At 67.1% G+C, this 14,805-nt stretch carries 13 protein-coding genes and 1 pseudogene; 3 read left to right on the top strand and 11 right to left on the bottom strand.

From position 1 onward, the window contains the following. Positions 1-78: 78 nt before the first annotated feature. On the bottom strand, positions 79-483 hold the full coding sequence (locus IPI67_29965; protein MBK7584418.1) for a hypothetical protein: 405 nt from the start codon (positions 481-483) through the stop codon (positions 79-81). 58 nt (positions 484-541) lie between these two features. Continuing rightward, complete coding sequence (locus tag IPI67_29960; protein ID MBK7584417.1) at positions 542-1,792, bottom strand: SIR2 family protein; 1,251 nt, start codon at positions 1,790-1,792, stop codon at positions 542-544. Positions 1,793-2,648: 856 nt separating this feature from the next. Between IPI67_29960 and IPI67_29955 the strand changes: the two genes are divergently transcribed. Further along, positions 2,649-3,134, top strand: coding sequence for a hypothetical protein (locus IPI67_29955; GenBank protein ID MBK7584416.1), 486 nt, complete (start codon positions 2,649-2,651; stop codon positions 3,132-3,134). Continuing rightward, the gene (locus IPI67_29950) at positions 3,131-3,283 is read left to right on the top strand and encodes a hypothetical protein (protein ID MBK7584415.1); all 153 of its coding nucleotides are present in this window, start codon (positions 3,131-3,133) and stop codon (positions 3,281-3,283) included. Before IPI67_29955 ends, IPI67_29950 begins: the two co-directional genes overlap by 4 nt. Positions 3,284-3,332: 49 nt before the next feature. Here the strand turns inward: IPI67_29950 and IPI67_29945 are convergent, their stop codons facing one another. The 9 genes and pseudogenes from IPI67_29945 to IPI67_29905 form a co-directional block, all read right to left on the bottom strand. Continuing rightward, positions 3,333-5,222 carry a PAS domain S-box protein gene (locus IPI67_29945; GenBank protein MBK7584414.1) on the bottom strand — a complete coding sequence of 630 codons (1,890 nt, stop codon included), beginning with the start codon at positions 5,220-5,222 and terminating at the stop codon, positions 3,333-3,335. Between the two features lie 241 nt (positions 5,223-5,463). Next, positions 5,464-5,751: pseudogene (locus IPI67_29940) on the bottom strand (response regulator). Between the two features lie 30 nt (positions 5,752-5,781). Continuing rightward, positions 5,782-6,318, bottom strand: a complete 537-nt coding sequence (locus IPI67_29935) for a response regulator (protein MBK7584413.1) — start codon at positions 6,316-6,318, stop codon at positions 5,782-5,784. A gap of 20 nt (positions 6,319-6,338) precedes the next feature. After that, complete coding sequence (locus IPI67_29930) at positions 6,339-6,551, bottom strand: response regulator (protein ID MBK7584412.1); 213 nt, start codon at positions 6,549-6,551, stop codon at positions 6,339-6,341. A gap of 242 nt (positions 6,552-6,793) precedes the next feature. Beyond that, the gene (locus tag IPI67_29925) at positions 6,794-7,390 is read right to left on the bottom strand and encodes a hypothetical protein (protein ID MBK7584411.1); all 597 of its coding nucleotides are present in this window, start codon (positions 7,388-7,390) and stop codon (positions 6,794-6,796) included. Then, the gene (locus IPI67_29920; GenBank protein ID MBK7584410.1) at positions 7,387-8,664 is read right to left on the bottom strand and encodes a PAS domain S-box protein; all 1,278 of its coding nucleotides are present in this window, start codon (positions 8,662-8,664) and stop codon (positions 7,387-7,389) included. Before IPI67_29920 ends, IPI67_29925 begins: the two co-directional genes overlap by 4 nt. A gap of 518 nt (positions 8,665-9,182) precedes the next feature. Next, on the bottom strand, positions 9,183-9,416 hold the full coding sequence (locus IPI67_29915) for a hypothetical protein (GenBank protein MBK7584409.1): 234 nt from the start codon (positions 9,414-9,416) through the stop codon (positions 9,183-9,185). Next, complete coding sequence (locus IPI67_29910; protein MBK7584408.1) at positions 9,413-10,390, bottom strand: hypothetical protein; 978 nt, start codon at positions 10,388-10,390, stop codon at positions 9,413-9,415. The genes IPI67_29915 and IPI67_29910 overlap by 4 nt, the downstream gene beginning before the upstream one ends. 419 nt (positions 10,391-10,809) lie before the next feature. Then, positions 10,810-11,760 carry an adenylate/guanylate cyclase domain-containing protein gene (locus IPI67_29905; protein MBK7584407.1) on the bottom strand — a complete coding sequence of 317 codons (951 nt, stop codon included), beginning with the start codon at positions 11,758-11,760 and terminating at the stop codon, positions 10,810-10,812. A 508-nt stretch (positions 11,761-12,268) separates the two neighbouring features. Here IPI67_29905 and IPI67_29900 point away from each other — a divergent pair. Beyond that, on the top strand, positions 12,269-14,797 hold the full coding sequence (locus tag IPI67_29900; GenBank protein MBK7584406.1) for an ATP-dependent Clp protease ATP-binding subunit: 2,529 nt from the start codon (positions 12,269-12,271) through the stop codon (positions 14,795-14,797). Positions 14,798-14,805 lie beyond the last annotated feature (8 nt).

Below are 14,805 nucleotides of genomic sequence, written 5' to 3'. Positions count from 1 at the left end.
GCATCCCTCCGCGCTCGGCCATAACACGCTCGGGACTGAGCGCCATCGAGGATGTGGAGTGTCCCGATGCGCGGCGACTCAGCTGCCGCTGTCCGGTGGCGGCAACGACAGGCAGACCTGCGGTCCGTCGTCGCCAGCATCGTCGGGTGGTGGAGCGAGACACGGCTGCGGCTCGGCATCCGCATCGAAGCCCGCGTCTCCGGCGCTGCCTCCGGTGTTCGCACCGCCCGCGCCGCTGACGCCGCCGGTGCTCGAGCCACCCGCGCCGCTGGCGCCGCCGGTGCTCGAGCCGCCGGTGTTTGCGCCGCCGGTGCTCGAACCGCCGCCGCCCGTCGTCGCCGCGCTGCCACCGCCGCCGCCGTTGTCGGAATCTCCGCCGCAGGCAGTGGTGGCGACCGACGCGACGCCGGCACTCGCGAGCGCCATCGCCACGAAGCGCGCGCGCCGGGCCAAGATCAGACGCCTGCTGTCTCCATCCGTCATGACCGCTGCATGATGCGCCAACGCACTGGGCTACGCAATCCTCGGAGCGCCCTCCGCGTCATGTCGTGCGGAAATCCTTGGGCGCGCCGCGGAGCGTCGCGAGATTGAGCTCCAGCGCCGCGACCCCTCCGGCCTGGCGTTTCACCTCCGCCCCAATCGTGAACGCGCCCCACACGGTGAGCTCGAGCTCCGCGCGCCCCGCCGACAGCCGCACGCTCCGCGTGTTGGGTTCGAACGTGTCGTGCAAGTGGAAGGTCACCGTGCCTGCCTCGGCGCGCAGCCCGCGCTTGCGCCGCACCACCACCCGCAGATCGTACCAGCCCTCGACGGCCCTGGAAGAAACGCGCGCTTCGATCACGTAACCGCCGTTCGAGGTGGCGCCGCCCCAGCGGCCCTTCTGAGGATCGTCGGGGTCGCGCTCCTTGCTGGTCGCGGCGGTGGCCCGGGTGAGCACCTCGACGAGCGGAGCGTGGCGGTCGGGTGGGGGGCCCAGTGCAAAGAAGATCGGCTCGATGGAGTAGCGCATCTCGAGCTCGGTCTTGCGCGCCAGGATGCTCTCTTCGTCCTCGCGCTCGGGGTCGTAGTCCAGGATCGCGAAGTGACGGGGGCGCCACTCGTCGAAGGTCGCGGTCTGCTCCCGGAGCAGGGTGTTGATGTCCTGATCTCTGAGCGAGAAGCCGACGAACAGGAGCTGGCGTCGGAAGAGCAGCATCAGCAAGCGATGCCGGTGTTCCTGGCTCTTGAAATAACGCTCGCGGTAGTCGCTCTCGGTGAGCACGACGGTCTCCGGTCGGGTGTACACGCCGTGCAAGTGAAAACATGGCTTCGGAGGCATCGGGTGGCGGTCGAGCAGGAAGGAGTTGACCGTCGGCCCGTCCGTCCAGTCGACGGTCTCTAGTGGCTCACGGACGTGGGACTCGTGGGCGCGCTCGATCGCGAGGTCGTAGTTGGTGGTGGCGAAGAAGGCGAAGGGTGCACGAGTGAGGAGCGCGTGGGGTTTCGAGCGCTCGATGCGCGCGCGCTTGTTGGTGTCGGCGAAGATGGCGCGGAGCGCGCTCGCGTACTTCGAACCCATCTTCTTGCGCAGGAGATCGGCGCGCAGCAGGCTGTCGCGAGTGCTCTCGGCGCGCCCGGGATTGCCCGCGCGTCGTGAGAGCTCTTCGATCAGCTCCCGCCACCCCGGGTAGCCCAGCGACTGGCTCAAGCCTGCGCCGACCAGCACGCCGAGCTGACCCGAGCTGACCGCGGCGGCGAGGCGAGCGAGGCCCGCTTCATTGATGATTCGCGGGCGGGACGAACGGCGTGGCATGGTGGGAGGCTACACGAGCCAGGAGGAGCCGCGCACAGCGAGGGTCAGGGCGCACCAACACGACCTCGCTGCTTGCACACCCACGAAGAGGAAGCTCTGGCCGGGACGGCGACGGACTGTGTCGACGCTGGTGGGCCCCCCGCCCTTGGGTCGCCGCGCTGCCGGAGTGGCTTGGTTTTGGCTCCGGTGCCGTGCCCCCGGTCGGCGGTCGTTTGACGCTCCAGGCGGGGTGCGCTTAGGTGGGCGCTAATCAGGCGCTGTCGACACGGATCAAGGGAGGCAACCCGAACCTGAAGCTGGACGGCGCATCACGCCGGCTGCCCAAACCGAGACTCGCACCTGGCACCTCTCACCCAACACCCCAAAGCTGGCGCCTTCGCCCTCCACCGCAAAGAGTATCGGTGACCGTCACCAGGTTGGAGGTCTTGCAGCTCATGGCTGCGCCCCAGGCGTCGCACTGATCTTGCGTGTAGGTCGCCGGCGGGCAGGCCGAACAAGACGCCGCCTGGCCCTCCCCGCGAGTATGACTCCATTTAGTCTTCAGCTCTCTGCGCGAACAAGACGCCGCCTCCCTCCGGACCCGCAGCCGTGGAGTACGAACAATGCGATGGCCGAGGCGCGGATAGTTCTCGGGAGATTCCGCATCCGGTGAGGCTATTGGGGATCGGGAAGCCCTGACAAACGAATTGCGCGGCGGGCCGTCAGCGCCAGCACGGCTTGCCGCCGGAACGGGCAGGCCAGCAGGCAAGTCCTTCGATGACGGCTCTGTACGTCTGCGGCGCGAAAAACCGCTGCCTTGCGCCCACTTCTCGGTCGTGGCCCGAATCGATCGGGACTGAGGCTCGCCCGGCCCCACATGCCCAACCGGACCCCGACTTCTCGCCACGCGGGCGCTTATCGACGAAGCAGGGCGCTCGCGCCCGTCCCGCAGCCCTTCGCCTTCGGCATCGGAGAGCGCCTGGTCCTGTCCTTTTCACTCCCGGTCGAAGAGGTCGTGCGGCGCCTCTCCGCCATCACGGTGCCGGACGCTTCGTGGAACAAGGTGCAGAAGGGGAGCGTGCGTCTCGTGGGCACGGTGCAAGCACCCGAATTTCGCGTGACGCTCAACGGGCCGACCGGCCAAATGACGCAGATCCACGGTCGAATCAGCACCGATGCCGACATGACCCAGCTAAAACTGGAGACGATCGTCAATCCCGTCGCTCCGGCGGTGGTCGAGTCCTGGCTGCAGCTCTGGTGGCGACCGCCGCTGTGGATCCCAAGCACCGGGGCGCGCCCTGGTTCCTGGGCGTCGCTGCCTTCGTCGCGTTGGTGCTCAGCCTCCTCGCATACCGCGCCGTGATTCGCAATAGCCTGCCTCGCGCCCGCAAGGTGATGCTGAATGCTCTGCTGCCGGAGCGCGATCCCGAGGAAGGCGACGCCGAGCTTCCCCCGACGGTGGAGGAGCTGATCGAACGCGTCGAGTCGCGCGTCCACGATCACCGCGACTGACGCAGTCTTTGGTTCCGTTGCGATCGTCCTCCCGCGCTGCGCCCTATCGTCAGCACACGCGTTCATTCACGAGTGCTCGCAGGTCCCGAACCTGAAATGGCTTCTCGATCAGGGTATTCGAGACTCCATCGAGAAACACCCGTGCCGTCGCGGTGAACGCGCCACCCGTGAGAAACACGATACGGTCGGCTTGGTTCGGGAACACGCGCCCAAGCTCGCGATGGAACTCGACCCCCGTCATGTGAGGCATCATCACGTCGCACAGGATCACGTCGAATTGTTCGCCAGTCACGATGCGGTTCAGTGCCTCACGTGCAGACGTCAGCGGGACGACATCGTGTTCGTTCATGAGGGCCCGGCGCACCGCGGCTCCGATCATCGGGTCGTCATCGAGCAGGAGCACGCGGCCACGGCGACGCGCCGCGCGGGCGAAGGGGAGTGGAACCTCGTCCTTCTCCTCTCGCTGCGCAGATCGAAGCACGACGCGAAACACGGTGCCTTCCCCGACGACGCTGGTCGCCGTGATCTCTCCGCCAAGGTCCGTGATGATACGTCGACAGATCGTGAGGCCCAGGCCGGTGCCCTCGCCGGGAGCCTTCGTGGTGAAGAACGGTGTGAACAGCTTTTGGAAGATCTCCGGTGAGATGCCAGGTCCGGTGTCTCGAATCTCGGTGACCACGTCTCCCCGCTCGTCCGTGCTGATCGTGATCGTAATCTCGTTTCGGTCCACGTGACCCTCGGGAATCGCTTGTGCTGCATTGATGATGAGATTGAGGAACGTTTGCCCGAGACGCGATTCGTTCGCGTCGACCCTCGGCACGTGCTCGTAGTGCTTCACGAGCTTGGCCCGATGGCGGATCTCGTTCCAGGCCATCCGCAGCGTCGACTCCATCACGCCCTCGAGATCGACCGCGCGAAGAGTGTCCTCCTCGGTACGCGAGAAGATCTTCAGGTCCTTGACGATCTGCTTGACGCGGTCAGCCGCGTACAGGGCTTCGCCGAGGCTCTCCTGCAGCTCTACCATCTGTGGTGAAGCTCCGTCTTCCACGGCCATCCGCGTCACCGCGTTGACCCCGAGCTCCAGGTTTATCGTCACGGCAGCGAGCGGATTGTTGATCTCGTGCGCGACGCCGGCAGCCAGGCTACCGATGGATGCCATCCGGTCAGAGACCATGAGCTGGGTCTGAGCCTGCATCTGCTCCGTCACGTCGCGACCGATAGTGAGCAGGATGGTCTCGCCCTCGATGTTCACGGGGGCGCTCGAGAACTCCATCATCGCGCTTCGGCCATCCCTGCATCTGAGCTCGACCGGACGTGCTCGTCCAGCGCCCGCCAGGACCTGCTCCTTGAACAACTCGATGATCTCCGGTTCGCGACCCGGCAGTGCAAGATCCCAAACCGCACGCCCGACGAGCTCCTCCGCCGAGTACCCGAGAATTTCGGAGCATCGGCGATTCGACTCGCGAATGATGCCATCGAGCGACACGAGCACGATCGCATCGTTCGCGTTCTCCGTGAGCGTTCGATACCGCAGTTCGCTCGCCGCGAGACTCTCGAACGAGCGCGAGAGACCGATCGCCTGGCCCATCTGCGCTCCCAGCACGCGCGCGAATGCGAGCGCGTCTTCTCCGCCAATATCCTCGATACGGGCTCCGAGGAGGATCGCGCCGAAATTCCGGGTTCCCCACCCGACCGGCACCACCAGGAGCGCCGTGGTGCCGGCCTCGACCAGCAGTTGTTGCGCGATCGCGCTCGGCACATCTTCCGAGGGGAGCAGCACCACATTTCCGCGCAGCGCCAGCTCCGCGAACAGTGCCTGGCAGCCAAACGCGACCCGGAGTCGCTGGTCCTCGCCCGGTGAGAACCCGATCTGATGCTGGAGCGCCAGCTGTCCCTCCGGTTCGGTCAGGTACAGCGCGCCCTTGGAGATCCCCGCCATGTCCAGACACGAAGCCAGCGCATCCCCAGTCCGCGTTGTCGAGCTCGTTCGTCGCGAGCGACTCGGCGACGCCAGCCAGCACGGCGAGTTGCGCCTCCTGCTGTGCAGTGCGCTGCAACAGGCGCGCGTTCTGGAGCACCTGCCGCTCGAGCTGCCACAGACCTCGTCTTCCCCGTTCGACCTCGAGGACGTCCGCCATCTCCGTCGGAGGTGCCGGCGGTGGCGCCTCGAGCGCCGACGCGACCGCGGTCATCACCGCTTCGAGGCCATCGGCCTTCGCGACCATGGCGCTGGCGCCGACCCGCATCGCGAAATCGCGATCGGCGACGTCGACGTAGGCTGCCGAGCACAGCAGGACTGGAACATGCGCGACTCGGGGGTCGGTTCGAAGCGCCAGACACAGCGCGAACCCATCCATCGTCGGCATGAGGACATCTGCCACCACGATGCTCCGGGGCGCGCTGCGCCATCGCCAGCGCCGCGTGCCATCCTCGGCGATGCTGACGTCAAGCCCGCGGCCGTGAACCAGATCTTCGAGAGCTTCCTCTGGAGTGGATCGTCATCGACCACGAGCACTCGCCGCCCCTGGCCGAACTGCGCGTCCGCCGAGGGAAACGTGGTGAGGTGGAGCCGCGCGATCAGGGGGTGCGGGTCGATGGGCGGACTGGGAAAGTGCCTTCGCCCCGCTTCGTCGATGCGCAGGAACCCGACGCACGTCGGCCACGGCATCCCCTGCCCGGGCTGCGGGCCAGGTCAGGCCGTCCATGTCCGGCAGGTGCAGATCCTGGATGATCAGCGCCGGGCGGCAATGCTCGACGAGGGCCAGCGCCGTCCTGGCATCGTGCGCCTCGACGACGCGATATCCGGCGCTCTCGAGCGAGATCCGGAACATCTTCCGAGTCGTCGGGTTGTCCTCGATGACCAGGATCGGCAGCTGGTCGTCCACCCGGGGTAACCTGGCCTCGGCGACCGCCGTTGGCCTGGAACCGGACACGGGGGGCCTGGGCGGCAGGTCGCCCAGGTACTGACCGACTTGACCTGGCAACAGGATCGGGTCGATCGGCTTCGTGATGTAGCCGTCGCATCCCACCTTCATCGCCCTCTCGCGATCACCCTTCATCGCGTTGCGGTGACGGCTGTGATGGTCGCGTTCGTCTGCTTGACCCCTAGGCCGGCGCTGAGTCCATCAGGATGAGCTGGTGCCCGGCGCACGAGCTCGATCGCAGCCTCGCCGTCGGTTGCGGTCCGTACCTCGAACCCCTCGCACTCCAGGGCGACGCGCGCGAGCTTCAGGTTCTGCGGGTTATCGTCCACGATCAGGATCGGCATCTTCAGCCCCCCACCGGCTCGGTGACGACAACGTGGCTTCCCGAAGAACACGCTCCCGCTCCAGCCACGCTCTCGACACCGACCCGCCCCCTGCGCTTCGACGATGCCTTGGTGGCGCAGGCCGGCGTCCTGATCAGTTGGATGCGCCATCGAGCTGCGGACTCGTGAACAACAGGCTCAGATCTGCGGGACTGATGCCGATGCCCGTGTCTTCGACCTCGACGCGAACCATGTCGTCGTCTTCAGCCCGCGCACCGACTCGCCCGGGTAAACAGCGTTCGAGAAAGTTGTGGGACCTGCTTGAGCTTCCCGGGGTCCAGGTGCAGCACCTCGCAGGTCGGAGCGATCTCGACCTCGATCTGGATCTGCTTGGCGGCGGCCATCGTCCGGAGGATGTCCCGCACCTCTTTGAGGAGGTGAGACAACACGGTGGGCTTGGGATCGAAGTCCATCTTGCCGGCTTCCACCTTCGCGAGGTCGAGGACGTCGTTGATCAGCTGGAGCAGGTGGCTCGAGCTCTTGATGATGTCCCCCAAGTACTCCTGGTGCCGCGCGGATACCGGCCCCACTTTGCCGTGGGCCATCAGCTTGGCGAAGCCGATGATCGCGTTCAGCGGCGTGCGCAACTCGTGCGACATGTTCGCGAGGAACTCGCTCTTCATCTGATTCGCCGCCTGGGCACTCCGCTTCTCAGCGTCGAGGTCTTCGAGGATGTTGAGGATCGCCCGCTGCGTCTCTTGAAGGCGCACGCGCTCGTCGCCGAAGTCATCGAGGATGTTGAGCAACGCTCGTGCGTGGTCGTCACCCGAGATCACCGGCTCGGCTTCGACCGAGCTCACTGGCTGGCCGGCTTCCTCAGGTCCTCGATCTCCTTCTTGAGCTCTATCATCTTCAGCTCCCGACCCACGGTGTGTTTCTGGAACCGTTCGAGCTCGGCGATCCTCTCCAACGCCTTCGTCCGTTGATCGGCGACCTCGGCCTCGGCCTTGCGCTGTGCGGTCACGTCACGCGCGGCCGCGCCGCGCACGTCCCCGCGCGCGTCCTTGTAGACCGCGTTGTAGAGCACGTTCGTGACCTGACCTCCCTCGTGCCGGATCGTGAGCGGATAGTCGGTGACAAAGCCCTCTGCAAACACCTGCTGATAGCCAGCACGTGCGCGCTCGGGCTCGGTGAAGTAGTCCGAGAAGTCCGTTCCAATGAGCTGCTCTCGCTGCAGGCCCGTCACCTTCACCGTCGCCGCGTTGACATCCATGATCTTGCCCTTGGGACTGATCGTGACGAGCGGATCGAGCGACGCCTCGATCAAGCTTCGCGCGTACTGAGACGCTTGCTTCTGCGCGGTGACGTCGCGGGCCGCGGCAAAGATGCCGAGCGCCTTCCCGCTCGCATCCTTGTAGAGTGTGGCGTTGTAGAGCACGTCCGTGAGGTGGCCATCACGGTGGCGGATCGTCAGCGGATAGTCGGTGACCGAGCCTTCAGAGAACGCCTCGCGATAGCCGGCTCCTGCCTTCAAGGGCTCGGTGAAGTAGTTCGAGAAGTCGGTCCCAATCAGTCGCTCGCGCTCGACCCCCGTCACCTTGATCGTCGCTTCGTTGACATCTGTGATCTTGCCGTCGGCTCGGATCGTGACCAACGGATCGAGCGATGCCTCGATCAGACTTCGCGCGTACTGCGACAGTTCGCGTGCTTGAGCGTCCGCGCGCAGGCGCTCGGTGTTGTCGCGTGCGATCGACGATGCACCGACGATCGCTCCGCTGGTGTCGTGGATCGGAGCTTCGGTCAACGAGATCGAGACCAGCTCGCCGCCCTTCTTGACCCGGACCGTCTCGTAGTGCTGGATGTGCTCACCGGCGCGGATCCTCGTGAGGATCATCGCCATCTCGTCGGGCCGGTCTCGGTGGGTCAGCACGGACATCGGTCGGCCGACGATCTCGCGTGCGGTGTAGCCATACAGGCGCTCGGCACCGTGGTTCCAGCTCGTGACGATGCCGTCGAGATCCTTGCTCAGGATTGCGTCATCGGACGAGTCGATGATCGCCGCGAGGAGCGTGAGTCGGGACAGGCTGCGGTCGTGATCGGCCGCCGAACGGCCGTTCGAATCCATCGTTTCCATGATCGCTCTCCCCAACTCGGGACGTGCTCGCAACGCATCCCACCACCGGACCAACCTGAGGTATCAGGGAACCGGTGGCTCAGGGTATCACGTGCAGACATCGGTGCTGGCGCGGATCCTCAACCGCTTGACTCGATCGCGCGACGCACGGAGCGCCCGACGCGCCGAACGGCAGGTTCAATCGCGAGAAACACGTCGGTGCAGCTCGCGGCCGAGGGTGTGCCGCCCGGGACCATGACCCCAGCATCAGGGCAATCTGGGTTTGGTAGGCTATTGGCCGACAATTTCGTCGAGCCCCGACGATCCCGGCCCGGACGCCCGTCAGGCGGGCGGGCCGTCCGGCACGACGCCGAGTTGCTGCAACAGGGGCAGCATGTCGGCGATCCCCCAGTGCGCACACACGAGGCTCGAGCCTTCGAGTCACGGCTCGCAGAGCACGCGCGCGAGCTCCGGCGTGTCCTCGGCCAGTCGGGCCGCCCGGCTCACCGTGCGATTGTCCTCTCCGATGAATGAGGAAGTCAGCGGTAGTAAAGCTCACCGTATTCGTCGTTGCAGTCGCAGTCGTTCAGGTAGCCGTGGTCCGCGTTGCCGCAGCTTCCGCCGACGGTGGCGCCGAGCTTGAACGCACCCATGCACCAGTAACCATCGCCGTCGAGCTCGAGGCCCCAGCCGGTGGTGCCCAGGCAGTTCTGTGAATAGAAGAACGAGTCGCAACCGCCCTCGGCACCGTTGCCGCAGTAGGTCTCGCTCAAGTGGTCGAGAGCGGCTGCCAGGCCGCCTTGTTCTGGCGCAGCGTCTTCTTGTCCCGGAGGGCTCCGAGCACTGCGTTGCTGATGACGGAGCCGTCGAACTGCCAGATGCCCCGCTCATTGCTGGGCAGCTCGCGGACCAAGAGGTGGTTCGGCGTCGCGGCCGCCGGGATGCGACCGCGGCACACCTTGGCGGAAGGCGGGCACTGCGACAGGTCCTGGCCGAGCGGATCGGCGCCGACGGGGTACGCGATCTCGAGCCAGTTGAACCGAGTCCACCCGCCGCCGTCGATGCTCATCTCGCAGTACACGTCGAGCGCGGCGCCGCTGCCCCCGCCGTCGGGATCGATGCTGAAGACCCCGGACGCGGCGCTCGCGTCCTTCGTCTTGATGTCCTTGCAGCTGGCAGGCGCGCAGCCCTCGTTGAGCTTGCCGTCGCAGTTCTCGTCCACTGGCGTGGAGCACACGTCCTTCGCCTGTGGAAGCACCTCGCCGTTGCAGGGTCCGAAGCCGTCGCCGGTGGAATTGCAGATGTGCGTGCCCCCCTTGCAGCTGCCGACGCCTTGCGTGCCGCTCGGCCCCGTGTAGCAAGCTTCGCTGAGGCCCGGCGCGCACGTGAGCGTCACGCACTTGGCGGAGACGCAAGACTGCCCGCTCGCGCAGGGATTGTTGCACTGCCCGCAGTGCGAGGGGTTGTTGTCGGTTGCGACGCAGACGCCGCCGCAGGGCGTTTGCCCCGAGCCGCAGGTTGCTCCACCGCTGCCGCCGGTCGGCACGCCACCCGAGCCGGCGACGCCGCCCGCGCCTCCCGTCCCGGTGGCGCCGCCCGCGCTCGAGCCGCCGGTGCTGGAGCTCCCTGCGCTGGAGCCGCCCGTGCCACCTGTGGCGCTGGACTCGAAGGCGTCGCCGCTGCACGCGGTCGGAACGAGGGCCCCGATCGACGCCAGCACCAACGCTCTGGCGAGGCGACGGACCATTGGCTCCATGGTCTCAGTTGCAGCGAGGTGAGTCAATCGCGGGTGGTCGTGGCGGTCGTCAGGTCGACGGGCGATCCGGTCTGCGACGGAGCGCCGTGTGACGAACGCGACGGGGACCTCACCCCACCTCTGGAGTTCTGCTTTGGCCGCCGAGCGTCGGTCCTCTCAGGGCGAGCAGGCCTGCGTGATGTTGCTGCAGCAATCACCGTACTGAACGCAGGCCGCGTCGCAGTAGCATTTCGCTCCGGTCTGGCTCACGCGGGTTTCGCGATCGGCGGCAGCAAGGCGTCGCCGTGCGCAACCTGGGGTGCGCACGGCGGTGGGACGCTCGACAGTGCTCTCCTGCTCAGGCGGGTTCGACTTCGGTGAGGGCGCACGGGGTCGAGCCATCATTGGCCTGGCGCTTGGACTCGAGCGAATCACGCCACCGGCGGCGGCCGCAGACTCGCCCGCGGCCCCACCAGCACGTACGTCTTCATCTCGCCCTTGCCCTTCACGTCGATGGTGCCCCGCAGCTCGAAGTGAAACTGCGTGCGCAGGCGCTCGTAGGTGCGCTCCGTGACCTGGATGGTGCCGGGCTCCGCGTGGGCCTCCATCCGGGCTGCGGTGTTCACGGTGTCGCCCCACAGATCGTAGGAGAACTTCTTGGTGCCGATGACGCCCGCCACCACCGGTCCGCTGTTGATCCCGATGCGCACCTGGACCGGCTCCCCGGTCGGAGTGCGGAACCCGGTGGCCACGTTGCGCAGCTCGAGCGCCATGCTGGCTACCGCCACCGCGTGATCCTTGCGCGGCGTCGGTACGCCGGCCACGGCCATGTAAGCGTCCCCGATGGTCTTGATCTTCTCGAGCCCGTGCTTTTCGGTCAGCGCGTCGAGCTTCGAGAACACGTCGTTCAACATCTCGACCAGCTTGCCGGGGGCCATCTTCGAGCTGAGCGGCGTGAACCCCACCAGATCCACGAACAACACCGTCGCCTCCAGAAAACCTTCGGCGATCGCCGACTGATCACGCTTCAGCCGCTCCACGATCGACGCGGGCAAGATGTTCAACAAGAGCTCCTCCGCGGCCTCCCGCTCCCGCTCGAGCCCCCACTGCGCCCGGTACTCCCGCTCCCGCAGCTGATCCGCAAAATGCGTACCGACGCCGGTGATGATCGTCGCGCTCGACACCAGGAAGACTCCCTCCACCAACCAACCGGCATCCACCGCCCGCAGGTGAGACAGGCCCGCCGCGAGGTACATCACCAAGATCACACCCAGCACGGCCAGGATCTGCCGGAGAGTGTAGGGGAAGGCCCAGCCCGTGAAGACGATGAAGAGGACCAACATGCCGTGGTCCGAGCCGCCCGCCACGCCGTAACGCAGCATTGGCAAGATCGTGTACGCCGCGTTGCCGATCGTCAGCGCGACTGAGAGCGGGAACGCCCAGCGCTCGAGCCGCGGCAGGTACGAGAGCGCGGCGAAGGTGAGCGCGAACAAGATCGCGACCGACCGCTGGATCGCCGCGTCTCGAACCGGGCCCACCCCGAACAGTACGAGCACCGCCAGCGCCAGACCGTGCACGGCCGCGTAGACCATGCCGGCAACGCGCAGGCGCCGGAAGATCTGAGCCCGGATTTCCTGTCGGAATGCCGCGTCGAGCCCGATCGGCGCCTCCGGTCGGAGCAGCACCGAGCGCACGGAGCCGGGGAAGAGCTGAGAGGTCGGGGGTGGAAGCACGGGTCTGACCGGTTTGTCCGGGCATATCACCCTTCAATGAGTCGGGGCGAACGCCCGGCTGCCGGCTGCCCGTGGGGCGCCCGGAAACTTGGCCGGAGGGGGTCGAAGCTGACAATCAACGAACGCCCCAATGGGCGTAGTGCCCGGCGTGTCCCCCATGAGCACTCGCATCGAGCCCGAGCTGGTTGCCCTCAGAAAACTGGCGGAGCAATTCGCACAGAATCGCAAGGAGCGTGTGACCACGGCGCACCTGCTTGCCGCCATCGCTGGCCGGCCCAGTGTTGCCGCCGATCTGCTGACCGAACGCCGGCTCAGTGACGAGATCTTGCTGCGCGCGACGCGGGCCGCAACGGACGACCAGGACGACGCCGTGCGACGCGGCATCCAGCGTGCACGGGAGATTGCCTCGCGCATGGGTGGCGCTGAGCCTTCGGCCTTGCACCTGCTCGTTGCGCTGGTGGGCGACCGCCAATGCGCGGCTCACCGCGCGCTCGATCAACATGGTGTGGATCTGGCCCGGCTTCGCGCGGCTGCCATGAGTGTAGGGCTCGGGTTCGTCGGACGGCGTCGCACACCCGCGCGCCGCGAGGCCGAGGAACAGCCGAAGGTTCAGGCGAGCGCCCGCGGGCGGATGCCGAGCGGCACGACCATTCCGCTCTTTCCGCCGACTCTCGAGAAGAAGTCCGCCGGGCGCTCCACCGCGACGCTGGTGCGTGACCCCAGCATGCCGAGCGAGCCCCCGCCGAGCTTGCACGCGAACGAAGCTCCGAGCGCACCCCGCTCGAGCGAGCGCGCCCTCAGCCTCGACTTCGAGGCGGCGCCGAACAACTCTCGCAAGGCCGGCGCGAAGAAGCGCACTCGGGTGAGCGCCGCCGAGCGCTACACCCTCGACCCGCAGAAGTTCCCGACCCTGTGTGGGCTCGGAAAGAACCTCACGCTGGCCGCGGCGCGCCGGGAGCTCGATCCGGTCGTCGGGCGCGACACCGAGGTCGAGCAGGCGCTCGACGTTTTGGCCAAACGTCACGGGAACAATCCCTGTCTGATCGGCGCGGCGGGCGTCGGCAAGACGAGTGTCGTGCGGGGCATCGCCCAGCGCATCGTCGAGGCCGACGACGTGCTCTCGTTGGACGAGCGCATCATCGTCGAGATCCCGCTGAGTGAGCTGATCGCTGGCACCGGGGTGCGGGGCGCGCTCGCGACCCGGCTCGGTTCTCTGCGCCGCGAGGTATCCGCATCGAGCGGGCGTGTGGTGCTCTTCTTCGACGAGATCCACCAGCTCTTTGCCGGCGACGCTGCCGACGAGATCGGTGCCGATCTCAAGCTGTCCCTCGCCAAGGGCGAGCTGCCCTGCATCGGCGCGACCACCCGAGAAGAGTACGCCAAGATCATCGAGGCCGACGCCGCGCTGGCTCGGCGCTTCAGCGTCGTCGAGATCGACGAGCCGAGCCGCGAGGACGCTTATCTCGTGCTCGAGGCGCTCGCGGAGAAACTCTCCGCGCACCACGGCCTTCGCTACGACGAGGCTGCGCTCGCGCTCTGCATCGGCTGGAGTGTGCGTTATCTGCCGGGCCGGGCCCTGCCCGACAAGGCCGTCAGCATCGTCGATCTTGCCGGCGCGCGCACCCGCCGGCGCGGCGGTGACGTCGTCACACCGGAGGCCGTCGCCGAGGTCGTGGCGGAGCTCGCGGACATGCCCGTCGAGCGGCTGCTCGAGACCGACGCCGAGCGATTTCTTCATCTCGAGGAAACCCTCGCCGAGCGCGTGGTCGGGCACGGTGACGTGCTCCGCCGCATCGCGCGCATCCTGCGCCGCAACGCGGCCGGCCTCGGCGCGCACCGCCCCATCGGCACGTTCCTCTTGCTCGGCCCGACGGGGGTGGGCAAGACCGAGACCGCGAAGGCCGTCGCCGAGGTGCTGTTCCACTCCGAGGGCGCGATGACCCGACTCGATCTCTCCGAGTACGGCGAGCCCCACGCGGTCGCTCGCTTGATCGGCGCGCCTCCGGGCTACGTTGGCCACGACGCCGGCGGCTTCTTGACCGAGGCCGTGCGCCGGCGGCCGTATCAGGTCGTGCTCCTGGACGAGATCGAGAAAGCGCACCCCGAGGTGCTGGTGACGTTCCTCGCCGTGTTCGACGAGGGTCGCATGACCGACGGCCGCGGCCGTACGGTGGACTTCACCAACACGGTCATCCTGATGACCTCGAACATTGGTGCGGAAGAGTCGGGCAGCAGCCCCAAACGCCGGGTTGGTTTCGGTGCCGAAGGAGGGCCCGAGACCGGTGAGATCGACAAGCGTGTGACCGCAGCGGCCCGCAGCGCCCTGGCGCCGGAGCTCTTCAACCGCATCGACGAGGTGCTGGTGATGCATCCGCTCGGCCGCGGGGAAGTCAAGGAGATCGCGCGACGTCTGCTGCGGCAGGTGAGCCGCACACTCGAGGCGCAGCGGGGGGTTCGACTCGAGGTCGAAGACGCGGCGATCGAGCTCTTGCTCGACTCCGGTGGTTACGATCCGACCCTCGGCGCCCGGCCGATGAAACGCACCATTGCGCGGACGGTCGAGGCGCCGCTCGCAGAGCAAATCTTGAAGGGTGCGCTCAACTCCGGCGACGTGGCGTTCCTCACCGTCGAGGACGGTCAGCTCTCCATCGACGTGCTCGCCGGCGCCGAGTCCGCCGCCGAGTGAGCGTTCGC

This window comes from Myxococcales bacterium (assembly GCA_016706225.1).
Classification (GTDB): domain Bacteria; phylum Myxococcota_A; class Polyangia; order Polyangiales; family Polyangiaceae; genus JADJKB01.
Note: the sequence above shows the minus strand (reverse complement) of the source record. Positions and strands in the feature narration are given on the sequence as shown.

Excerpts from the sequence above, each read along its gene's own strand:
- IPI67_29965 (MBK7584418.1), bottom strand. The coding sequence starts at position 483 with ATGACGGATGGAGACAGCAGGCGTCTGATCTTGGCCCGGCGCGCGCGC.
- IPI67_29960 (MBK7584417.1), bottom strand. The coding sequence starts at position 1,792 with ATGCCACGCCGTTCGTCCCGCCCGCGAATCATCAATGAAGCGGGCCTC.
- IPI67_29955 (MBK7584416.1), top strand. The coding sequence starts at position 2,649 with ATGCCCAACCGGACCCCGACTTCTCGCCACGCGGGCGCTTATCGACGA.
- IPI67_29945 (MBK7584414.1), bottom strand. The coding sequence starts at position 5,222 with ATGGCGGGGATCTCCAAGGGCGCGCTGTACCTGACCGAACCGGAGGGA.
- IPI67_29935 (MBK7584413.1), bottom strand. The coding sequence starts at position 6,318 with ATGAAGGTGGGATGCGACGGCTACATCACGAAGCCGATCGACCCGATC.
- IPI67_29930 (MBK7584412.1), bottom strand. The coding sequence starts at position 6,551 with ATGCCGATCCTGATCGTGGACGATAACCCGCAGAACCTGAAGCTCGCG.
- IPI67_29920 (MBK7584410.1), bottom strand. The coding sequence starts at position 8,664 with ATGGAAACGATGGATTCGAACGGCCGTTCGGCGGCCGATCACGACCGC.
- IPI67_29910 (MBK7584408.1), bottom strand. The coding sequence starts at position 10,390 with ATGGTCCGTCGCCTCGCCAGAGCGTTGGTGCTGGCGTCGATCGGGGCC.
- IPI67_29905 (MBK7584407.1), bottom strand. The coding sequence starts at position 11,760 with ATGCTGCGTTACGGCGTGGCGGGCGGCTCGGACCACGGCATGTTGGTC.
- IPI67_29900 (MBK7584406.1), top strand. The coding sequence starts at position 12,269 with ATGAGCACTCGCATCGAGCCCGAGCTGGTTGCCCTCAGAAAACTGGCG.